23 protein-coding genes and 1 pseudogene are annotated in these 20,746 nt (G+C 71.2%); 22 read left to right on the forward strand and 2 right to left on the reverse strand.

What is annotated here, in order from left to right; all coding sequences use genetic code 11:
* Both VGD70_RS25555 and VGD70_RS25560 read right to left on the reverse strand, forming a co-directional pair.
* Positions 1–270, reverse strand: a pseudogene (locus VGD70_RS25555) (hypothetical protein); the annotation flags it as partial.
* Positions 267–842: an RNA polymerase sigma factor gene (locus tag VGD70_RS25560; protein ID WP_331085612.1), complete on the reverse strand. Its 576-nt coding sequence runs from the start codon at positions 840–842 to the stop codon at positions 267–269. The pseudogene VGD70_RS25555 and the gene VGD70_RS25560, both read right to left, overlap by 4 nt.
* Positions 843–984: 142 nt before the next feature.
* Between VGD70_RS25560 and def the strand changes: the two genes are divergently transcribed.
* The 22 genes from def to tpiA all read left to right on the forward strand — a co-directional run bounded on the left by def (position 985) and on the right by tpiA (position 20,730).
* Positions 985–1,533 (forward strand): peptide deformylase, encoded by a 549-nt coding sequence (gene def / locus VGD70_RS25565; RefSeq protein WP_331085614.1) that lies wholly within the window; start codon positions 985–987, stop codon positions 1,531–1,533.
* A gap of 2 nt (positions 1,534–1,535) precedes the next feature.
* Positions 1,536–2,462, forward strand: coding sequence for a methionyl-tRNA formyltransferase (gene fmt / locus VGD70_RS25570; protein WP_331085615.1), 927 nt, complete (start codon positions 1,536–1,538; stop codon positions 2,460–2,462).
* Positions 2,459–3,898, forward strand: coding sequence for an RsmB/NOP family class I SAM-dependent RNA methyltransferase (locus VGD70_RS25575; RefSeq protein WP_331085617.1), 1,440 nt, complete (start codon positions 2,459–2,461; stop codon positions 3,896–3,898). Before fmt ends, VGD70_RS25575 begins: the two co-directional genes overlap by 4 nt.
* Positions 3,895–4,881 (forward strand): asparaginase, encoded by a 987-nt coding sequence (locus VGD70_RS25580; RefSeq protein ID WP_331085619.1) that lies wholly within the window; start codon positions 3,895–3,897, stop codon positions 4,879–4,881. Before VGD70_RS25575 ends, VGD70_RS25580 begins: the two co-directional genes overlap by 4 nt.
* A gap of 100 nt (positions 4,882–4,981) precedes the next feature.
* Entirely contained in the window at positions 4,982–5,668 is a 687-nt protein-coding gene (gene rpe, locus VGD70_RS25585) for a ribulose-phosphate 3-epimerase (RefSeq protein ID WP_331085655.1), read from the forward strand.
* Positions 5,669–6,316, forward strand: coding sequence for a riboflavin synthase (locus VGD70_RS25590; RefSeq protein WP_331085621.1), 648 nt, complete (start codon positions 5,669–5,671; stop codon positions 6,314–6,316).
* Positions 6,313–7,554, forward strand: coding sequence for a bifunctional 3,4-dihydroxy-2-butanone-4-phosphate synthase/GTP cyclohydrolase II (locus tag VGD70_RS25595; protein WP_331085623.1), 1,242 nt, complete (start codon positions 6,313–6,315; stop codon positions 7,552–7,554). Before VGD70_RS25590 ends, VGD70_RS25595 begins: the two co-directional genes overlap by 4 nt.
* Before the next feature lie 58 nt (positions 7,555–7,612).
* A complete protein-coding gene (gene ribH, locus VGD70_RS25600; RefSeq protein WP_331085625.1) occupies positions 7,613–8,110 on the forward strand; it encodes a 6,7-dimethyl-8-ribityllumazine synthase in 498 nt (165 codons plus the stop codon).
* 175 nt (positions 8,111–8,285) lie between these two features.
* A complete protein-coding gene (locus VGD70_RS25605) occupies positions 8,286–8,720 on the forward strand; it encodes a PH domain-containing protein (RefSeq protein ID WP_331085627.1) in 435 nt (144 codons plus the stop codon).
* Positions 8,721–8,754: 34 nt separating this feature from the next.
* Entirely contained in the window at positions 8,755–9,006 is a 252-nt protein-coding gene (locus VGD70_RS25610) for a ribbon-helix-helix domain-containing protein (protein ID WP_331085629.1), read from the forward strand.
* A complete protein-coding gene (locus VGD70_RS25615; protein WP_331085631.1) occupies positions 9,003–9,350 on the forward strand; it encodes a type II toxin-antitoxin system PemK/MazF family toxin in 348 nt (115 codons plus the stop codon). Before VGD70_RS25610 ends, VGD70_RS25615 begins: the two co-directional genes overlap by 4 nt.
* A gap of 88 nt (positions 9,351–9,438) precedes the next feature.
* The gene (locus tag VGD70_RS25620) at positions 9,439–9,945 is read left to right on the forward strand and encodes a Rieske (2Fe-2S) protein (RefSeq protein ID WP_331085633.1); all 507 of its coding nucleotides are present in this window, start codon (positions 9,439–9,441) and stop codon (positions 9,943–9,945) included.
* A 136-nt stretch (positions 9,946–10,081) separates the two neighbouring features.
* On the forward strand, positions 10,082–11,128 hold the full coding sequence (locus tag VGD70_RS25625) for a GDSL-type esterase/lipase family protein (protein ID WP_331085635.1): 1,047 nt from the start codon (positions 10,082–10,084) through the stop codon (positions 11,126–11,128).
* Between the two features lie 162 nt (positions 11,129–11,290).
* Complete coding sequence (locus VGD70_RS25630; RefSeq protein WP_331085637.1) at positions 11,291–12,196, forward strand: Scr1 family TA system antitoxin-like transcriptional regulator; 906 nt, start codon at positions 11,291–11,293, stop codon at positions 12,194–12,196.
* Positions 12,156–12,449 (forward strand): DUF397 domain-containing protein, encoded by a 294-nt coding sequence (locus VGD70_RS25635; protein WP_331085639.1) that lies wholly within the window; start codon positions 12,156–12,158, stop codon positions 12,447–12,449. The genes VGD70_RS25630 and VGD70_RS25635 overlap by 41 nt, the downstream gene beginning before the upstream one ends.
* Positions 12,450–12,458: 9 nt before the next feature.
* Positions 12,459–14,408 carry an excinuclease ABC subunit UvrC gene (uvrC, locus tag VGD70_RS25640; RefSeq protein WP_331085641.1) on the forward strand — a complete coding sequence of 650 codons (1,950 nt, stop codon included), beginning with the start codon at positions 12,459–12,461 and terminating at the stop codon, positions 14,406–14,408.
* Positions 14,405–15,295, forward strand: a complete 891-nt coding sequence (gene rapZ, locus VGD70_RS25645) for an RNase adapter RapZ (protein WP_331085643.1) — start codon at positions 14,405–14,407, stop codon at positions 15,293–15,295. Before uvrC ends, rapZ begins: the two co-directional genes overlap by 4 nt.
* Positions 15,296–15,300: 5 nt before the next feature.
* Positions 15,301–16,257 carry a uridine diphosphate-N-acetylglucosamine-binding protein YvcK gene (locus tag VGD70_RS25650; protein WP_331085645.1) on the forward strand — a complete coding sequence of 319 codons (957 nt, stop codon included), beginning with the start codon at positions 15,301–15,303 and terminating at the stop codon, positions 16,255–16,257.
* A 115-nt stretch (positions 16,258–16,372) separates the two neighbouring features.
* Positions 16,373–17,359: a DNA-binding protein WhiA gene (gene whiA, locus VGD70_RS25655; protein ID WP_331085647.1), complete on the forward strand. Its 987-nt coding sequence runs from the start codon at positions 16,373–16,375 to the stop codon at positions 17,357–17,359.
* Between the two features lie 371 nt (positions 17,360–17,730).
* Positions 17,731–18,738 carry a type I glyceraldehyde-3-phosphate dehydrogenase gene (gap, locus tag VGD70_RS25660; protein ID WP_331085649.1) on the forward strand — a complete coding sequence of 336 codons (1,008 nt, stop codon included), beginning with the start codon at positions 17,731–17,733 and terminating at the stop codon, positions 18,736–18,738.
* A gap of 10 nt (positions 18,739–18,748) precedes the next feature.
* Positions 18,749–19,948 (forward strand): phosphoglycerate kinase, encoded by a 1,200-nt coding sequence (locus VGD70_RS25665; protein WP_331085651.1) that lies wholly within the window; start codon positions 18,749–18,751, stop codon positions 19,946–19,948.
* The gene (tpiA, locus tag VGD70_RS25670; RefSeq protein WP_331085653.1) at positions 19,945–20,730 is read left to right on the forward strand and encodes a triose-phosphate isomerase; all 786 of its coding nucleotides are present in this window, start codon (positions 19,945–19,947) and stop codon (positions 20,728–20,730) included. The genes VGD70_RS25665 and tpiA overlap by 4 nt, the downstream gene beginning before the upstream one ends.
* Positions 20,731–20,746: the final 16 nt, after the last annotated feature.

Here is a 20,746-nt window from a genome sequence, read left to right on the forward strand (position 1 = left end):
GACGACGGCCGCCCAGCAGCGGTCCAGCTCGGACCCGCCCGGCGCCGCCGTGGTGGAGGTCGGGGCGCCCGGGGTGAACCCGTCCGGGCTGCCGGCCACGGACTGGGCGACGATCACGGCGCCGGCGGCCAGCACGGCCACGCCGGCGGCGGCCGCGAGCGGGGCGCGGAACCGGCCGGCGCGCGGCGCGGCGGCGTCGATCCGCTCGCGCAGCCGGTCGCGGATCTCCGGCGGCAGCGGGCGGCGGGGTGGCAGGTCGAGATCGTTCATGACTGGTCCTTCAGCACGGTGCGCAGGCGGGCCCGCGCACGGGAGAGTCGGGAGCGGACGCTGCCCTCGGCCACGTCCAGCAGGGCCGCGGCGTCGGCGGTGCTCAGCTCGCCGAGCAGGCACAGCTCGACCGCCTGCCGCTCGGCCTTCGGCAGCGCGTGGACGGCCTCGAGCACGCCGCGCATGCGGCGGTCGTCGTCGACCCGGCCGGCGACGGAGTCCGCGTGGTCGGCCTCGGTGTGGTCGCCGGGCAGGCGGCGGACCGCGCGCAGGAACCGGGTGGCGCTGCGGTACTCCGTGCGCGCCAGGTTGCCGGCCACGGTGAACAGCCAGGGCAACGCGCTGTCGCGCACCAGCCGCATCTCCGGGCACTTGCGCCAGGCCAGCAGGAACGTGCTGGACGCGAGGTCCTCGGCCTGGGCCCACGACGCCGTCAGCCGGTACGCGTGGTTCCAGACCGCCTCGACGTGGCGTTCGAACAGCTCACCGAAGGCTGTTCGGTCGCCGGCGGCGGCGCGCTGCCAGAGGTCGGCGTCGGTGGCCAGGTCGGGCGGTTGGTCAATGCCGGCCACGCGCGACGCCCCCCGATGGTCTCCAGTAGTTGTGGTCACATGATGAGGTGGCCGATGCCGCGCCCACCGTTGCATCCGATGACACTGAATAGACTGGAGTGCGCCCCCGCCTCGGACCCCCGTCACCCTGTATTGGAGAACCGTGACCGTCCAGCCCATCCGGCTCTTCGGCGACCCCGTGCTGCGCACCGCCGCCGCGGAGGTCGTGGATTTCGACAAGGAGCTGCACACCCTGGTCAAGGACCTGTGGGACACCATGGAGTCCGAAGGGGGTGCCGGGCTCGCGGCACCGCAGCTCGGGGTGGGCCTGCGGGTGTTCACCTACCACTGCGACGGCGCGCAGGGCCACCTCGTCAACCCCACCTGGACGGCGGCGGACGAGGAGATCCAGGACGGCGAGGAAGGCTGCCTGTCCATCCCGGGCATGTACTACGACTGCAAGCGCCATCGCAACGTCGTCGCGCGCGGGTGGAACATGCACGGCGAGCCGGTCGAGATCGAGGGCGGCGACCTGCTGGCCCGCTGCCTGCAGCACGAGACCGACCACCTCGACGGCGTCCTGTTCCTCGACCGCCTCGACGCCGACACCCGCAAGGCCGCGATGAAGGCGATCCGCGAGGCCGAGTGGTTCGACGGCGGGGTCCCCACCATCAAGCAGAGCCCGCATTCCCTGTTCGGCGGTGCGGTCTGACGATGCGACTGGTCTTCGCCGGTACCCCCGAGGTGGCGCTGCCGTCGCTGCGGGCGCTGATCAAGAGCGACCGGCACGAGGTGGCGGCCGTCGTCACCCGCCCGGACGCGCCCGCCGGCCGCGGCCGGCACCTGGTCCGCTCGCCCGTCGGCGCGCTGGCCGACGAGCACGGCATCGAGGTGCTCACCCCGCGCAAGGCGTCCGACCCCGAGTTCCTCGACCGGCTGCGCGCGATCGCCCCGGACTGCTGCCCGGTCGTCGCGTACGGCGCGCTGCTGCCCCAGGTCGCGCTCGACGTGCCGGCGCACGGTTGGGTGAACCTGCACTTCTCCCTGCTGCCCGCGTGGCGGGGCGCGGCGCCGGTGCAGGCGGCCGTGCGGCACGGCGACGAGATCACCGGCGCCAGCACGTTCCGGATCGTCAAGGAGCTCGACGCCGGGCCGGTGTTCGGCGTGCTCACCGAGACCGTGCGGTCCGACGACACCGCGGGCGCGTTGCTGGACCGCCTCGCCGAGGCGGGTGCGGGGCTGCTGCTGTCCACCGTCGACGGCATCGCCGACGGCACGCTGCGTGCCGAGGAGCAGCCGCCCGACGGCGTCACCTACGCCCCCAAGATCACCACCGAGGACGCCCACGTCGACTTCACCGCGCCGGCTGTCGCGGTCGACCGCCTCGTGCGCGCGGTCACCCCGGATCCCGGCGCGTGGGTGGAGTTCCGCGGCGAGCGGATCAAGCTCGGCCCGGTCGTCCGGGTCGGCGACGGCTCGCTCGCGCCGGGGGAGCTGATGGTGGAGCGCAAGCGGGTGCTCGCCGGCACGGCGACCGGACCGGTCGCGCTCGGCGAGGTACAGGCACCCGGCAAGAAACGAATGGCTGCGACCGACTGGGCGCGTGGCGCCCGGGTCGAGCCAGGAGAGCGGCTGACGTGACCCAACAAGGAAGGCGCCCCGCGAGGTTCTCCCGACCCAGGACGCCCCACCCGCCCAAGCGCAGGTCGGGTCCGAGCCGGCCACCGGTGGAGGACCCCGCGCGCCAGGCGGCACTCGACACGCTGCGCGAGGTCCGCGCCCGCGACGCCTACGCCAACCTGCTGCTGCCGCAGCTGCTGCGCGAGCGCCGGATCACCGGCCGGGACGCGGCGCTGGCCACCGAGCTGGCCTACGGTGCGTGCCGGTGCATCGGCCTGCTCGACCAGATCCTCGGCGCATGCATCGAGCGCCCGCTGTCCAAAGTGGAGCCCGGGTTGCTGGACGTACTGCGGCTGGGCTGCTACCAGCTGCTGCGCACCCGGATCCCGGCGCACGCGGCCGTCGACTCCACGGTCGACCTCGTGCGCGCCGAGCAGGGCTCGCGGGTCACCGGTTTCGTCAACGCGGTGCTGCGCAAGGTTTCCGAGCATGACGAGGAGACCTGGCTCCAGCAGCTCGCGCCCGACCCGGCCGAGGACCCGATCGGCAACCTCGCCATGCGGGAGGCGCACCCGCGCTGGGTCGTCCGCGCGTTCGCCGACTCGCTCGGCACCACCGGCGAGGAGCTGAAGGAGGCCCTCGCGGCGGACAACGAGCGGCCGGCCGTGCACCTCGTGGCCCGCCCCGGCGAGGTCACCGCCGAGGAGCTCGCGGCGATGACCGGCGGCGCGGTCGCGCCGTACTCGCCCTATGGCGTGCGCCTCGAGGCGGGCGCCGGCGACCCGGCCGGCCTTGAGCCCGTCCGCGAGCGGCTGGCGTCCGTGCAGGACGAGGGCAGCCAGCTGTGCGCCATCGCGCTCACCCGGCCCGCGGTCGAGGGCGCCGACGAGCGCTGGCTCGACCTGTGTGCCGGGCCGGGCGGCAAGTCCGCGCTGCTCGCCGCCGTGCTGGGCATCTCCGGCGGCCGGCTCGACGCGGTCGAGAAGGCACCGCACCGAGCCAAGCTGATCGAGCGGTCCACCGACGGCCTGCCGGTCACCGTGCACGTCGGCGACGGCCGCCAGCCCGCGTCGATGGGCTTCGCTCCCGGCTCGTTCGACCGGGTCCTGGTGGACGCGCCGTGCACCGGCCTCGGCTCGCTGCGCAGGCGGCCGGAGTCCCGCTGGCGCCGGCAGCCGTCGGACGTCGGCGAGCTCACCAAGCTCCAGCGCGAGCTGCTGCTCACCGCCGTCGACCTGGTGCGGCCGGGCGGGGTCGTGGGATATGTCGTGTGCTCGCCGCACCTGTCCGAGACGGTCGGCGTGGTGGCCGACATCGTGCGGAAGACCGGGGTCACCGCGCTGGACGCACGCGAGTCGTTCCCGGACATGCCGGATCTCGGCGAGGGCCCGCACGTCCAGCTGTGGCCGCACCGGCACGGCACCGACGCGATGTTCTGCGCGCTCCTGCGGAAATGACGTCGAGGCGCGTCGCCGTCATCGGCATGGGCGGCACGATCGCCATGGCGCCCAGCGCGTCCGGCGGCATCGTCCCGTCGCTCGATGCGGACGACCTGGTCGCGTCGATGCCATGGCTGGCGAACCTGGACGCCAAGCTCACCACGACGACCCTCCGTTCGCTGCCGAGCCCGTCGCTGGGCTTCGCGGACCTGCTGGCGCTGTCGGACCTCGTTCGCGCGGAGCTCGCCGGCGGGGCCGACGGGGTCGTGATCACCCACGGCACGGACACGATCGAGGAGACGGCGTTCTTCCTGGACCTCACCGTGCCGGACGACGCCCCGGTGGTCGTGACGGGCGCGATGCGCCACCCCGAGGCGGCCGGCGCGGACGGCCCGGCGAACCTGTACGCGGCGATCGGCGTGGCGCTGGCCCCGGCGGCCCGCGGCCTGGGCACGCTGGTGGTGATGTCGGACGAGGTGCACGGCGCGAGGTTCGTCCGCAAGAGCCACACGTCGAGCACCGGCGCGTTCGTCTCGCCCGGCTTCGGCCCGCTCGGCCTGGTGGTGGAGGGCGACCCGCGAATCCGCGGCGCCGCGAGGGTGGGCCTGACGCTCCCGGCGGACCCGAGGGTGACCGAGCGCCGGGTCGGCCTGGTCACGGTCGCGCTCGGCGACGACGGCACGCTGCTGCGGCGCGCGGGCGGCGCCTTCGACGGCCTGGTCATCGCCGGCCTCGGCGCCGGTCACGTCCCGGCAGGGATGGTGGCGCTGGTCGCCGAGCACGCCGCGCGGATTCCGGTGGTGCTGTCGACCAGGACCGGCGCGGGCTCGGTGCTGCGCCAGACCTACGGCTACCCCGGCTCGGAGCGTGACCTGCTGGAGCGCGGCTTGATCCACTCGGGCTTCCTCGACCCGGCGAAGGCGAGGGTGCTGTTGCAGCTACTGGTGGCCACCGGAGCCGGGAAACAGCGGATTACGGAGGCCTTCGACCGCTTCCGCTGACTCCGCGCCGTCCCGGTCCGTGGACCGGTCACAAGTCAGCACGACGCGAATCGGCAGGGGAGGCGCCGGGGCCTAAGCTCCAACCGTGTCCGGAAAACCGATGATCGCGCCGAGCATCCTGTCCGCGGACTTCGCGCGCCTCGCCGAGGCGACCGACGCCGTGCGCGGGGCGGACTGGCTGCACGTCGACGTCATGGACGCGCACTTCGTCCCCAATCTCACCATCGGGCTGCCCGTCGTGGAGGACCTGCTCAAGGCCACCGACATCCCGGTCGACTGCCACCTGATGATCGACGACCCGGACCGCTGGGCCATCGGCTACGCGGAGGCCGGCGCGCACAACGTCACCGTGCACGTCGAGGCCGCCCGCGAGCCGGTGAAGATCGCCAAGGACCTGCGGGCCGCGGGGGCGAAGGCCGGCCTGTCGGTCAAGCCGAAGACGCCCCTCGAGCCGTACGTGGAATTGCTGAGGCACTTCGACACGTTGCTCGTGATGTCCGTCGAGCCAGGCTTCGGCGGCCAGAAGTTCATGCCCGACGTGCTCGACAAGGTCCGCCTCGCGCGGGCCAAGGTCGACGCCGGCGAGCTGAGCGTCCTGGTCGAGATCGACGGCGGGATCAACACGGAGACCATCGAGCAGGCGGCGGAGGCGGGCGTGGACTGCTTCGTGGCCGGCTCGGCGGTCTACGGCGCCGACGACCCGGCCCGCGCGGTCGCGGCGCTACGCGAGGTCGCCGCCCGGGCCAGGGGCAAGACACAGGAACGGATCAGGGGAGAGGCGACGTAGGTGTTCACGGGGATCGTGGAGGAGCGTGGCGAGGTCGTCGCCGTGCGGGACCTTCCGGAGGCGGCACGGATCACCGTGGCCGGCCCGCTCGTCACGAGCGACGCCAAGCTCGGCGACTCGATCGCGGTCAACGGCGTGTGCCTCACCGTCGTCGACGTATCCGCGGGCGCGTTCACCGCCGACGTCATGCGCGAGACCCTCGTGCGCAGCAGCCTGGACAAGATCGCCACCGGCGACACCGTGAACCTCGAACGCGCCGCCGAGGTCGGCAAGCGGTTCGGCGGCCACATCGTGCAGGGCCACGTCGACGGCACCGGCGTCGTCCTGGCCCGCCAGCCGTCCGCGCACTGGGAGCTCGTCCGTATCGGCATTCCCTCCCAGCTTGCCCGGTACCTGGTCGAGAAGGGGTCCATCACCGTCGACGGGGTATCCCTCACGGTGGTCGACGTGAGCGATGACGAGTTCTCGGTGAGCCTCATCCCCGAGACCCTGCGGGCCACCACGCTGGGCACCCGGCAGCCGGGTGACCGGGTGAACCTCGAGGTCGACGTCGTGGCCAAGTACGTCGAAAGGTTGACCGCGCCACACTTGACGGCCGAGCGCACCGCGTCGGAGCACAATGGACGCACCAATCGGGAGGCGTCATGAGCGACGTTAAGGGCATCGAGCGCGCCGTCGCCGACATCAAGGCCGGCCGGCCGGTCATCGTGGTGGACGACGAGGACCGGGAGAACGAGGGCGACCTCATCTTCGCGGCCGAGAAGGCCACGCCGGAGCTGATCGCGTTCATGGTCCGCTACACGTCCGGCTACATCTGCGTGCCGCTCACCGAGGCCGACTGCGACCGGCTCGACCTGCCGCCGATGTTCCACACCAACCAGGACGTCCGGGGCACCGCCTACACGGTCACCGTCGACGCCAAGGAGGGCGTGAGCACCGGCATCTCCGCCGCCGACCGCGCGCACACCATCCGCACCCTCGCCGACGAGAAGGCCACCGCCGAACACTTCACCCGTCCCGGGCACGTGGTTCCGTTGCGCGCCAAGGAAGGCGGCGTGCTGCGCCGGCCAGGGCACACCGAGGCGGCCATCGACCTCGCGGTGCTCGCGGGGCTGCGGCCGGCCGGCGTGCTCTGCGAGATCGTCTCTCAAAAAGACGAAGGAGACATGGCCCGCCGCGAGGAGCTCGAGGTGTTCGCCAGCGAGCACGACCTCGCCATCATCTCCATCGCCGACCTCATCGACTACCGGCGCCGCACCGAGACCCAGGTCGTCCGGGTCGCCGAGGCCCGCATCCCCACCGCGCACGGCACCTTCCGCGCGGTCGGCTACGACTCCAAGCTCGACGGCATCGAGCACATCGCGCTGGTCTACGGCGACATCGCCGACGGCGACAACGTCCTGGTCCGGGTCCACTCCGAGTGCCTCACCGGCGACGTGTTCGGCTCGCTGCGCTGCGACTGCGGCCCGCAGCTCGACGCCGCGCTCGCGGCGGTCGTCGCCGAGGGCCGGGGTGTCGTGCTCTACATGCGCGGGCACGAGGGCCGCGGCATCGGCCTCATGCACAAGCTGCAGGCCTACCAGCTGCAGGACGACGGCGCGGACACCGTCGACGCCAACCTGGCGCTGGGTGTGCCGGCCGATGCCCGCGACTACGGCCAGGGCGCGCAGATCCTCGTCGACCTCGGCGTGAAGTCGATGCGGCTGCTCACCAACAACCCGGCCAAGCGGGTCGGTCTCGACGGCTACGGGCTCACCATCGTCGACCGGGTCGCGCTGCCGATCCGGCCCAACGCGGAGAACCTGCACTACCTGCGCACCAAGCGCGACCGGATGGGTCACGAGCTGGGTGATCTCGAGCTGGTCGAAGGTGTGGAGCAGGCATGAGCGAGCTTGCGAGCGGATCGTCGATACTGCGGCATCACCGAGCCTGTGAGGGGATGCCATGAGTGGCGCGGGCCGGCCGGACGTCGAGGTTCCGGAGTGTGACGGCATCCGGCTCGCCATCGCGGCCACCCGCTGGCACGCGCGGATCACCGACACGCTGCTCGAGCGCGCGCTGGTGGCCGCGCGCAAGGCCGGCATCGCGGAGCCGACGGTCGTGCGGGTGCCGGGGGCCATCGAGCTGCCGGTCGTGTGCCAGGCGCTGGCCAAGCAGCACGAGGCGGTCGTCGCGCTCGGGGTGGTCATTCGCGGTGGCACGCCGCACTTCGAGTACGTGTGCGACGCGGTGACCGCGGGCCTCACCCGGGTGTCGCTGGACGAGTCGACGCCGGTGGGCAACGGCGTGCTCACGGTCAACACCGAGCAGCAGGCGCTGGACCGCTGCGGGCTGCCGGAGTCCACTGAGGACAAGGGTTTCGAGGCATGCGCGGCGGCGCTCGACACGGCGATGGTCGTGCGCGGGCTGCGCCAGCCGTGGACCGATCGGGGTTTCAAGTGAGCGAGCTTGCGAGCGAACCGTCAAACACAGGGCGACCGCGAGCGGCGGCACCGAGCCTGCGAGGGGTCGTCGTGAGCGAGCTTGCGAGCGAACCATTGACACAGAGCGAGCTTGCGAGCGAACCCATGTCGCAGGGCGACCGCGAGCGGCTTCACCGGGCCTGCGAGGGGGAGTCGTGAGTTTCGTGGTGCGTCCGCGTCGGGTGCGGTTGTTCGCCGGGCTCGGGGCGGTGGTGCTGTTCGCGGCGTTCACGGTGGCCGGCATCTTCATGCGGCAGACCGACACGGGCGCCAACTTCGTGCTGTCGGACCAGATCGCGATGGTCGGCATCGGGCTGTTCCTGGCGCTGGGCGCGCTGTGGTTCACCCGCCCCCGCGTCCGCGCGGACCGCGACGGGGTCGAGGTGCGCAACATGTTGGGCGCGCGCCGGTTCCCGTGGTCGGACGTCGAGCAGGTGAGCTTCCCGGACGGCTCGCCGTGGGCCCGGCTGGAGCTGCCGCACGACGAGTACGTCCCGGTGCTGGCCATCCAGGCGATGGACGGCGAGCACGCGGTCACCGCGATGCGCGAGCTGCGCCGGGTCCGCCGCGAGGCCGCCGACAAGCAGTAGCTGCGCGGGTGGCACCGCGGGTAGCATCGAGGGTATGAAGCTCAGCGTGAGCCTGCCCGAGGAGGACGTGGCGTTCGTCGACCAGTACGTCGAGCGCACCGGCGAGCCCTCGCGCTCGTCGGCCATCCAGCGGGCCATCGCGCTGTTGCGGGCGGCCGAGCTCGAGGACGAGTACGCCTCCGCGTTCGAGGAGGTCGACCGCGCCGAGACCGAGGCGTGGGACCGCGCGGTAGGCGACGGAGTCGGCGAGGGGCGCGGCGACGAGGTTGGTGACCGAGCCCGGTGAGGCGCGGTGATCTCTACTGGGTCGACCTCGACCCCGTGCGTGGCTCGGAGGCCAACAAGACCCGCCCCGCCGTGATCGTCTCCAACGACGCCGCCAACCGGGCCGCCCGGCGCACCGGCCACGGCGTGGTCACCGTCGTGCCGGTCACCTCGAACGTCGGCCGGGTGTATCCGTTCCAGGTGCTGCTGCGGGCCGCCGACTGCGGGCTCGCCGCCGACTCCAAGGCGCAGGCCGAGCAGGTCCGGACGGTCGCGACCGACCGGGTTCGCAAGCAGATCGGTACTCTCCCCGCGCAGACGTTGCTCCGGTTGGACGCCGCGTTGCGCACCCATCTCGCCCTCTGAGTCCGCGGTTCCCGCTGAACCGTTCAGCGCGCGGGCGCGTAAGTCTCCGTGTTAGCTGTCCTGCCCGAGACATCGAGGAGGCTCCGGTTTGACTGCCGTTGACCCCACCACCGCACCCACCGCGACACCCACCACGACACCCACCGCGACCACCCAGGTGCGATCCCGCCGAGACATGCTGTGCGGGCTCGTCGTCGCTCTCGTCGCGCCCGGGGCGCTGGTCGCGGCCTGCGGTAACGACTCGGGAGGAGGCAACTCCCCCAGCGGCGGAGACGGAGGCGGTGGCGGAAACAGCGGCGGTGGCGCCGCCAAGGTGGCCCTCAACGACATCCCCGACGGCGGCGGGCTCATCGTCGACAACCCGTCCGGTGGCAAGGCGCTGGTCGTCCGCACCGGCCAGGAGGTCAAGGCCTTCAACGCTTCCTGCACCCACATGGGCACGATCATCGGGGCGCCCGAGAACGGCATCGCCACCTGTCCCAACCACGGCAGCCAGTTCGACGACCAGACCGGCGCCGCCGTGAAGGGCCCGGCCACCCAGCCGCTCGCCAAGCTCACCGCCAAGGTCGAGAACGGCCAGGTCGTCCTGTCCTGACGGCCCTTCTTCCGGGGTGAGCCGAACGCTCGGAGATGAGGACCGTTCGGGTTATAGCCCACGTGTGGGCGCCTCGTTAGGGTGATTTCCGTCATGCTAACGAGGCGTTAACCGCTGTGCGCTCGGGGAGAAGATCATGGGATCAGTCCGCACCAGGGTGCGAATCTTCGGGGTGGCGTTGGGCGCGCTGGTGGCGACCGGGCTTGCCGTCGCCGTCCCCTCGGCGAGCGCCAAGGAGGCCGTCGACACCCGGCCCACCGCCATCGTCTCGCTCGGCGACAGCGCGATCTCCGGTGAGGGCGCCGGCAACTACGAGGCCGGCACCAACGGCGAGAACGGCGACTGGTGCCACCGCTCCGCCAACGCCCTCGTCCACCGCACCACCGTCGCCGAGCGCACGATCAACCTTGCCTGCTCCGGCGCGGACTCGTCGAACGTGTCGCTGGCCGACACCACGCACTACACCGAGGGCTCGCAGGCCCGCCGGCTCGTCGACGTCGCGCGGCAGTTCCGGGTGACCACGGTGATCGTCCAGATCGGCGCCAACGACGACCCGCAGTTCGCCAACACGATGCTCGACTGCATCGCCGAGTGGTTCAACCCGTTCGGCGCCGGCTGCCGCTCGCGCCTGCAGACCGAGTGGCCGCAGCGGCTCACCGCGATGAAGCCGAAGGTCGAGGCCGCGGTCAACGACGTGCGGTCGGCGATGAGCCAGGCCGGCTACAGCAACGGGTCCTACAACTTCGTCCTCACCTCCTACGCCTCGCCGCTGACCGAGAAGATGGACGAGTACCTGCACGGCCCGCAGGGCTGCCCGTTCAAGCTCGCGGACGCCAAGTACGGCCGGACGGTCGCGGTGCCGCAGTTCTCCGACGCACTGCGCGACGTCGCGAACCGGACCGGCACGAAGTTCCTCGACTTCTCCCGCGCCACCGAGAACCGCGAGGCGTGCAGTGGTTACGGAAACTCCTCGACCGAATGGCAGAACCGCATCACGGTCGACCCGTGGGCGTGGGTCCACGGCGGCCTCGACGCCATCGGGATCCACATGGCCCAGCAGTCCTTCCACCCCAACGCCCGCGGGCACGAGCAGCTCGGCCGGTGCGTCACGGAGTTCGTGGGCTCGGGCCGCGCGGCGGCGGCGTGTGTGGCCGGTGCGGACGGGAACCTGCACGCGGTCTAGTCACGCGGTCTAGTCACGCGGTCTGGTCACGCGGTCTGGTCACGCGGTCTGGTCACGGTCGGTGTGGTGGCCCGTTGCGCACCCGGCATGGGGTGATCCGTTGGGGTGGAATCGTCCGTGTCGGGCAAGGCGTTGTCCCCCAACACATCTAGCGTTCTTCCCATGGGACGAGACAAAGCCGCCGCGTGCAACCGCGAGCTCGGCGCAGAACTGAGGAAGCGGCGCGAGGCCGCGGGACTGTCGGGTGCGCAGGTCGCGCACCACACGGGCTGGGACAAGTCGAAGGTGTCCCGGATCGAGTCGGGCCACATCGGCCTCAGCCCGGTCGACGTGCTGCACTATCTGGGGGCCTGCCGGGTCTGGGCACCGGAGGCGAAGGAGATATTGGCGCTGTCCGAGACCGCCCAACGCAAGCTCGGCTACTGGGTGGACGGCCACAGCAAGTGGCTGGCGGAGAGTGGGACCTCGCTGATCTTCCACGAGGCGACGGCCGACCGGTCGGTCACCTATGAGCCGCTGTACCTGCCGGGCCTGCTGCAGACCGCCGACTATGCCCGGGTGTGGCTCGACCAACCACCGATCGAGGCAGCTGAGGCAGCGGCCATGGTGCAGGTTCGGATGGATCGCCAGCAGGTCTTGCATCGGCCGCAACGAACGCCGTTCATCTTCTTCGTGCACGAGCAGGCGCTTCGGCTCCAGGTCGGCAGTGTTGCCGTCATGCAGGAACAGCTCCTGCACTTGGTGTTGATGACGAACCTTCCACAGGTCACTCTGCGGGTGGTCCCCGCTTCAGCGGGGGAGCGGGCCGTCTTCGGAGGGCCGTTCCGCCTCTTCGAGTTTCGCGATCATCATCCGCTGGTGTACCTGGATGGGATAGCGACCGGCTTCTTCCTCGATGATGAGGAGTACGTCGCGCGGTATCGCCAGCTGATCCCGGAACTCGAAGCCATCGCCATGGATGAGGGACAATCTCGGGAGTTCGCAGCCACGCTGGCTGATGAGCACGACCGAGGGAGTCTCGAGCGGAATGGCGGAATTTACCACCTGGAGGAAGAGCACCTTCAGTGACCAGAGTGACTGCGTCGAGGTCGCCTTCTGGAGGAAGAGCACCTTCAGCAATCAGAGTGATTGCGTCGAGGTGGCCTTCTGGCGGAAGAGTTCGTTCAGCAATCAGGCCGACTGTGTCGAGGTGGCGCTCCACCAGGCCGGGGCCGCGGTGCGGGACTCGAAGAACACCGCCGGGCCGGTGCTGACCCTAGCGACCCCCGGCTGGCGGCGGTTCCTTGCGGGGCTGTCCAGGACTGTCGGTGGTCGGCCGTAGGCTGGGTGGGTGGCAGATCCGTCGACATATCGTCCGTCGCCGGGCACGATTCCGGACGCTCCAGGGGTCTACAAGTTTCGTGATCCCGGCGGCCGGGTGATCTATGTCGGCAAGGCGAAGGCGCTGCGGAGCAGGCTCAACTCCTACTTCGCCGACCTCTCCCTGCTCCACCCACGTACCCGGCAGATGGTCACCACGGCCGGCGCCGTGGAGTGGACCGTCGTCTCCACCGAGGTCGAGGCGCTCCAGCTCGAGTACAACTGGATCAAGGAGTACGACCCCCGCTTCAACGTGCGCTACCGGGACGACAAGTCCTACCCGGTGCTGGCCGTCACGCTGAACGAGGAGATTCCCCGCCTGCACGTCTACCGGGGCCCGCGCAAGAAGGGTGTCCGGTACTTCGGCCCGTACGCCCACGCGTGGGCCATCCGCGAGACGCTCGACCTCCTTCTCCGCGTCTTCCCGGCCCGGACCTGCTCCAACGGGGTCTTCAAGCGGCACGGGCAGATCGGCCGGCCCTGCCTGCTCGGCTACATCGGCAAGTGCTCCGCGCCCTGCGTCGAGCGGGTCAGCGCCGAGGAGCACCGCGAGATCGTCGAGGACTTCTGCGACTTCCTCGCCGGGCACACGGACGCGATGATGCGCCGCCTGGAGAAGGAGATGAACGCGGCATCCAGTGAGCTGGAGTTCGAGCGGGCCGCCCGGCTGCGGGACGACCTCGCGGCCCTGCGCCGGGCCATGGAGAAGCAGGCCGTGGTCCTCGGCGACGGCACGGACGCCGACGTCGTGGCGTTCGCGCACGACGACCTCGAGGCCGCCGTCCAGGTGTTCCACGTGCGCGGCGGCCGGGTTCGCGGCCAGCGCGGCTGGGTCATCGACAAGATCGACGAGATCGACGAGGCGGGCCTGGTCGACCAGTTCCTGTCCCAGTTCTACGGCGACCAGGCGGAGCTCGCGGACGAGAGCGACGCGAGCCCGGTGCCGCGCGAGGTGCTGGTCCCGGCGCTGCCCGAGGACACGGCCGCCGTCACCGACTGGCTCACCGGGCTGCGTGGCTCGCGCGTGCAGATCCGCATCCCGCAGCGGGGCGACAAGCGCGCGCTCATGGACACCGTCGAGCGCAACGCCAAGGAGGCGTTCGCCCAGCACAAGCTGCGCCGCGCCGGCGACCTCACGGCCCGCTCGGCCGCGCTGCAGGAGCTGCAGGACGCGCTCGGCCTCGACTCGGCGCCGCTGCGCATCGAGTGCATCGACATCAGCCACATCCAGGGCAGCGACGTCGTGGCCTCCCTCGTCGTCTTCGAGGACGGGCTGGCCCGCAAGTCCGAGTACCGCCGCTTCGCCCTCCGGCAGGCCGCCACCGAGGGCGACGTCGCCTCGATCGCCGAGGTGGTCCGCCGCCGGTTCGCCCGGTACCTGGCCGAGACCAACAACGGTCAGCCCGAGCCCGAGCACACGCCGGGCATCGACCCCGAGACCGGCCGGCCCAAGAAGTTCGCCTACCCGCCCAACCTGCTGGTGGTCGACGGTGCCGGACCGCAGGCCAACGCGGCCGCCGACGTGCTCGCCGAGCTGGGCATCCAGGACGTGGCCGTCATCGGCCTGGCCAAGCGCCTGGAGGAGGTGTGGCTGCCGGCCGACCCGGAGCCCACCATCCTCTCCCGCTCCAGCGAGGGGCTCTACCTGCTGCAACGGGTCCGGGACGAGGCGCACCGGTTCGCCATCGCCTACCACCGCAAGAAGCGGTCCAAGCGCATGATCACCTCGGCCCTCGACGGCATCCCGGGCCTCGGCCAGAGCCGCAAGTCGGCTTTGCTCAAGCACTTCGGTTCGCTCAAACGGTTACGCCAGGCGAGCATCGACGACATCAGCGGTGTACCGGGAATCGGCGCGCACACCGCGGCGCTGGTCCACAGCGCGCTCGCCGGCGATAGGGAAGAGAAGGGGAGTACGTCGTGACGGAGTCTCCGGAGGACCACGCGCAGGGCGTGGAGGTCGCCGTGGTCACCGGGTTGTCCGGGGCCGGCCGCAGCACCGCCGCCAAGTGCCTGGAGGACCTCGGCTGGTTCGTGGTCGACAACCTGCCGCCCGAGCTCATCTCCACCATGGTCGAGCTGGGCGCCAAGGCGCAGGGCGCGGTCACCAAGGTGGCGGTCGTGATGGACGTGCGCAGCCGCGCGTTCACCGAGGACCTGGCCTCGATCATCCGCGACCTCGACGCCAGCGGGTACAAGCCGCGGGTGCTGTTCCTCGAGGCCACCGACGACGTGCTCATCCGCCGGTTCGAGCAGGTCCGCCGCGGCCACCCGCTGCAGGGCGACGGCCGGCTCATCGACGGCATCAAAGCCGAGCGCGACCTGCTCGCCCCGCTGCGCTCGGACGCCGACCTCGTGCTCGACACCAGCACGCTGTCCGTGCACCAGCTGCGCGCCAAGATCGAGGACACGTTCGGCACCGAGGCCAGCACGACGACCCGGGTCACCGTGCTGTCGTTCGGCTACAAGTACGGCATCCCGATGGACGCCGACCTGGTGATGGACGTGCGCTTCCTGCCCAACCCGTTCTGGATCCCGGAGCTCAAGGACCTCACCGGCCGCGACGCCGACGTGCGCAACTACGTGCTCACCCAGGAAGGCGCCGAGGAGTTCCTCGACCGCTACCACGAGCTGCTGCGGCTCATCGGCGCCGGCTACCGGCGCGAGGGCAAGCGGTACCTCACGCTCGCCATCGGCTGCACCGGCGGCAAGCACCGCAGCGTCACCATCTCCGAGGAGCTGTCCCGCCGGCTGGCCGACGAGGACCGGATGGCCGTCAAGGTCGTCCACCGCGACCTGGGCAGGGAGTGAGGCCGGTGCGGGCCGTCGCGCTCGGGGGCGGGCAGGGGCTGCACGCCACGCTCAGCGCGTTACGCCGCCTCACCGACGACGTCACCGCGGTGGTCACGGTCGCCGACGACGGCGGCTCCTCGGGCCGGCTGCGCCGCGAGCTGGGCCTCCTACCTCCGGGAGACCTGCGCAAGGCGCTGGCCGCGCTCGCCGGTGCGGACGAGGCCAACTCCTTGTGGCGCACGGTGTTCCAACACCGGTTCGGGGGAACCGGGGCACTCGCCGGGCACGCGGTGGGCAACCTCGTGCTCGCCGGTCTGCTCGAGGTCATACCCGATCCGGTGATCGCGTTGGAGGAGGCGGCCAAGCTGCTCGGCCTGCGCGGGCGGGTGCTGCCGATGTGCACCGAGCCGCTGGACATCGAGGCGGACGTGGTCGGGCTCGACGAGGACAGCACCGCGGTGCGGCGCATCCGGGGCCAGGTCGCGGTCGCCACCACGCCGGGTCAGGTGCGCCGGATTCGCCTGTACACGGCGGGAATGCCGGACTCGGTGCCCACCGCGTGCCCGGCCGCGGTGCGCGCGGTGCTCGACGCCGACGTCGTCCTGCTCGGCCCGGGCTCGTGGTTCACCAGCGTGCTGCCGCACCTGCTGGTGCCCGAGCTGCACGAGGCGCTGATCGACACCACGGCCGCCCGGATCGTGGTACTCAACCTGGTCCCCCAACCGGGGGAGACCGCCGGATTCTCACCCGAACGGCATCTGGACGTACTCTGCGAGCACGCACCCCGCCTCCGGGTCGACGCGGTGATCGCCGACGTCGACTCGGTTTCCACGCCTGACCGGCTACGACGGGCGGCGGAGTCGCTGGGGGCGAGCATGCGGCTGGACGGGGTGGCGTCCGCCAAAGCTCGGGAGCGGCACGACCCGCAGGCGCTCGCGGAGAGCCTGCGGGACGCGTTGGCGGCGGTAAATGCGGGATGAAAGGGCGCTTGACCCGGGTTGATGGTGGGATGTACGCGGCACGCGCGGTGACCTCTGTGGGAGGGGGTTCGCCGGCGGCGGTGCTGTGTCGTCGTTCTTGGAGAGGAGGGGCCTCGTGGCGATGACCGCGGCGGTCAAGGACGAGCTGAGTCGATTGGCGGTGTCGAAGTCCTGTTGCCGGCGGGCGGAGGTGTCCTCGCTGCTGCGTTTCGCGGGCGGGCTGCACATCGTCGCCGGGCGCGTGGTGGTGGAGGCGGAGCTCGACACGGGTGCGGCCGCGCGGCGGCTGCGCAAGGAGATCCACGACCTGTACGGGCACAACGCGGACGTGCACGTGCTGGCGTCCGGGGGGCTGCGCAAGGGCACCCGGTACGTCGTGCGGGTGGTCAAGGACGGTGACGGGCTGGCCAGGCAGACGGGCCTGCTCGACCCGCGCGGCCGGCCGGTGCGCGGGCTGCCGGCGCCGGTCGTGTCCGGGGGAGTGTGCGACGCGGAGGCGGCGTGGCGCGGGGCGTTCCTCGCGCACGGTTCGCTCACGGAGCCGGGCCGCTCGTCCGCGCTGGAGATCACCTGCCCGGGCCCGGAGGCGGCGCTGGCACTGGTGGGGGCCGCGCGGCGGATGGGCATCCAGGCGAAGTCCCGCGAGGTTCGTGGCGCGGACCGGGTCGTGGTCCGCGACGGCGACGCGATCGGCGCCATGCTCACGCGGCTGGGCGCCCACTCGAGCGTGCTGGCGTGGGAAGAGCGCCGGATGCGCCGCGAGGTCCGCGCGACGGCCAACCGGCTGGCCAACTTCGACGACGCGAACCTGCGCCGCTCGGCCCGCGCCGCGGTGGCCGCGGCCGCTCGGGTCCAGCGCGCGATGGAGATCCTGGGGGACACGGCGCCGGATCACTTGTCGGCGGCGGGCAAGCTGCGCCTGTCGAACCGGCAGGCGTCGCTGGAGGAGCTGGGCCAGCTCTCGGACCCGCCGATGACGAAGGACGCGGTGGCCGGGCGAATCCGCCGCCTACTGGCGATGGCCGACAAGCGCGCGAAGGAACTGGGAATGCCCGACACCGAGTCGGCCGTGACTCCGGAGATGCTCGAAGCCGAGGTGTGACAAGGGTTCCCCGCACACACCCAGACCCGCCTGACTGACCCCCACGCAGTCAGGCGGGCCTTCTCCCCGGGTGCCGCCCCCTCGCGACGGTGAGCCGTCCCCCGCCTCACCGCCTATCCCAGCGCCCCCCTACATGAAGACAAGAGCAGGGGCCCGGCACCCAGATACGCGGCCGGTCGGAAAATCCCCCGAGACTCTGCGAAAGTGCCCAGTGAAAGTCGGGTATTCCCAGGCGGAGAGCGGGGTACCCCCGGCGGAACAGGCTTCTCTGAAGCGATACAGTTAGGTCGCTCCCATGACCCGCGACCAGGAGTGCGGTGGGCGATAGGGTGACTGGGCGGTCCTACAACACGAGCACGAGGAGACGCACGGTGACGGTTCGAGTAGGCGTCAACGGCTTCGGTCGCATCGGCCGCAACTTCTGGCGCGCGGTGCGGGCAAGCGAACACCACGACATCGAGATCGTGGCCTTCAACGACCTCGGTGACGTGGCCACCATGGCGCACCTGCTGAAGTACGACAGCACCCTGGGTCGCCTCCCGTACGACGTCAAGGCCACGGACGAGGGCATCGAGGTCGACGGCAAGGTCATCAAGGGCTTCGCCGAGCGCGACCCGGGCAAGCTGCCCTGGAAGGACCTGGGCGTCGACGTCGTCATCGAGTCGACCGGCTTCTTCACCAAGGGCGAGGACGCGCGCAAGCACGTCGACGAGGGTGGCGCCAAGAAGGTCATCATCTCCGCGCCGGCCAAGGGTGAGGACCTCACCGTGGTCATCGGCGCCAACGAGCACCTCTACGACGGCTCGCAGACGATCATCTCCAACGCCTCCTGCACCACCAACTGCCTGGCCCCGCTGGCCAAGGTCCTCCACGATGCGTTCACCATCGAGAAGGGCCTGATGACCACGATCCACGCCTACACCCAGGACCAGAACCTGCAGGACGGCCCGCACAAGGACCTCCGCCGCGCCCGCGCCGCCGCGCTGAACGTCGTGCCGACCTCGACCGGCGCCGCCAAGGCCATCGGCCTGGTGCTGCCGGAGCTCAACGGCAAGCTCGACGGCTACTCGCTGCGCGTCCCGGTGCCGACCGGCTCGATCACCGACCTCACCGTGGACCTCGCCAAGGAGGTCACCCTGGACGAGATCAACGCCGCCTACCGCACGGCCGCCGACGGGCCGCTCAAGGGCATCCTGCGCTACAGCGAGGACCCGATCGTGTCCTCCGACATCGTCACCGACCCGGCGTCGTGCATCTACGACGCGCCGATCACCAAGGTCATCGGCAACCAGGTCAAGGTCTACGGCTGGTACGACAACGAGTGGGGCTACTCCAACCGCCTCGCCGACCTGACCGCGCTCGTCGCGTCGAAGCTCTGAGGGTCGTCTGGTGAAGACTCTCGACGATCTGCTCGCCGAGGGTGTGTCGGGTCGGCGCGTGCTCGTGCGCTCCGACCTGAACGTCCCGCTCGACGGCGACCGCATCACCGACGACGGCCGAATCCGGGCGTCGCTGCCCACCATCACGCGGCTGGCCGAAGCCGGCGCGCGGGTGGTGGTCACCGCGCACCTGGGCCGGCCCAAGGGCGCGCCCGACCCGAAGTTCTCGCTCAAGCCGGTCGCCGCGCGGCTCGCCGAGCTGCTCGGCGCCGCCGTGCCGCTGGCCGACGACGTCGTGGGCCCGTCCGCCAAGTCCACTGTGGACAGCCTGGCGGACGGCGGGGTGGCGCTGCTGGAGAACGTCCGGTTCGACCCGCGCGAGACCAGCAAGGACGACGCCGAGCGGGGTGAGCTGGCCGGCGAGCTGGCCGCGCTGGCCGGCGAGTCCGGGGTGTTCGTGTCCGACGGGTTCGGCGTGGTGCACCGCAAGCAGGCCTCGGTGTACGACGTGGCCCTGGTGCTGCCCGGCTACGCGGGCGGGCTGGTGCTCACCGAGCTCGAGGTGCTGCGCAAGCTCACCGGCTCGCCGGACCGGCCGTACGTGGTCGTGCTCGGCGGGTCCAAGGTCTCCGACAAGCTCGCGGTCATCGAGTCGCTGCTGCCCAAGGTCGACCGGCTGCTGGTGGGTGGCGGCATGTGCTTCACGTTCATGGCCGCCGAGGGCCTCGGCGTCGGCGACTCGCTGCTCGAGGCCGACATGATCGACACGTGCAAGCGGCTGCTGGCCGAGTCCGGCGACAAGATCATGCTGCCGGCCGACGTCGTGATCGCCGACAAGTTCGCCGCGGACGCCCACACGGAGACCGTGCTCGCCGCGCAGCTGCGGGAAGGCTGGCTGGGCCTGGACATCGGGCCGATCACCGCCGAGCGGTACAGCGAGGTGATCGCCGAGGCGGCCACGATCTTCTGGAACGGGCCGATGGGCGTGTTCGAGCTGGCGCCGTTCGCCGAGGGCACCCGGGCGATCGCGCAGGCCATCGTGGACTCGAAGGCGTTCAGCGTGGTCGGCGGCGGCGACTCGGCGGCCGCGGTGCGCGCGCTGGGCCTGCCCGAGGACGGCTTCTCGCACATCTCCACCGGCGGCGGCGCGTCGCTGGAGTACCTGGAGGGCAATCCACTTCCAGGCATCGAGGTATTGGAGCGCTCATGAGTCGTCAGGTGCTCATCGCCGGCAACTGGAAGATGAACCTCAACCACCTCGAGGCCATCGCCCTGGTGCAGAAGATCGCGTTCTCCCTGCCGGAGAAGTATTTCGCCAAGGTCGAAGTCGCCGTACTGCCACCATTTACGGCTATCCGCAGCGTCCAGACGCTCATCGACGGCGACAAGCTCAAGCTCCGCTACGGCGCGCAGGACCTCTCGCGCTACGACTCGGGCGCCTACACCGGCGACGTGTCCGGCCTGATGCTCGCCAAGCTCGGCTGCAGCTACGTGACGGTCGGGCACTCCGAGCGCCGCGAGTACCACGCCGAGACCGACGAACTGGTCAACGCCAAGGTCAAGGCGGCGCTCAAGCACGGCATGTCGCCGATCCTGTGCGTGGGCGAGAAGCTGGACGTCCGCGAGGCCGGCAACCACGTCGAGCACACCACCGACCAGCTCATCGCGGGGCTCAAGGGCCTCAAGGCCGAGCAGGTCAGCAAGGTCGTGCTCGCGTACGAGCCGGTGTGGGCCATCGGCACCGGCCGGGTGGCCACGCCGGCCGACGCGCAGGAGGTCTGCGGGGCCATGCGCGCCAAGCTGGCGGAGAAGTACGGCCAGAACATCGCCGAGGGCGTGCGGGTCCTCTACGGAGGCTCGGTGAAGTCGGGCAACATCAGTGAGCTGGTGAAGCAGGAGGACATCGACGGCGCCCTGGTGGGCGGCGCGAGTCTCGACGCGGAGGAGTTCACCAAGCTCTGCGCGCTGGCGGCCGGCGGCCCGCTGCCCTGAGTGACCACAGTGGACG

The organism is Actinophytocola sp., assembly GCF_036402745.1.
In the GTDB taxonomy this organism is placed as follows: domain Bacteria; phylum Actinomycetota; class Actinomycetes; order Mycobacteriales; family Pseudonocardiaceae; genus Actinophytocola.

Excerpts from the sequence above, each read along its gene's own strand:
- fmt (WP_331085615.1), top strand. The coding sequence starts at position 1,536 with ATGCGACTGGTCTTCGCCGGTACCCCCGAGGTGGCGCTGCCGTCGCTG.
- VGD70_RS25580 (WP_331085619.1), top strand. The coding sequence starts at position 3,895 with ATGACGTCGAGGCGCGTCGCCGTCATCGGCATGGGCGGCACGATCGCC.
- rpe (WP_331085655.1), top strand. The coding sequence starts at position 4,982 with ATGATCGCGCCGAGCATCCTGTCCGCGGACTTCGCGCGCCTCGCCGAG.
- VGD70_RS25595 (WP_331085623.1), top strand. The coding sequence starts at position 6,313 with ATGAGCGACGTTAAGGGCATCGAGCGCGCCGTCGCCGACATCAAGGCC.
- ribH (WP_331085625.1), top strand. The coding sequence starts at position 7,613 with ATGAGTGGCGCGGGCCGGCCGGACGTCGAGGTTCCGGAGTGTGACGGC.
- VGD70_RS25610 (WP_331085629.1), top strand. The coding sequence starts at position 8,755 with ATGAAGCTCAGCGTGAGCCTGCCCGAGGAGGACGTGGCGTTCGTCGAC.
- VGD70_RS25625 (WP_331085635.1), top strand. The coding sequence starts at position 10,082 with ATGGGATCAGTCCGCACCAGGGTGCGAATCTTCGGGGTGGCGTTGGGC.
- VGD70_RS25630 (WP_331085637.1), top strand. The coding sequence starts at position 11,291 with ATGGGACGAGACAAAGCCGCCGCGTGCAACCGCGAGCTCGGCGCAGAA.
- VGD70_RS25635 (WP_331085639.1), top strand. The coding sequence starts at position 12,156 with ATGGCGGAATTTACCACCTGGAGGAAGAGCACCTTCAGTGACCAGAGT.
- tpiA (WP_331085653.1), top strand. The coding sequence starts at position 19,945 with ATGAGTCGTCAGGTGCTCATCGCCGGCAACTGGAAGATGAACCTCAAC.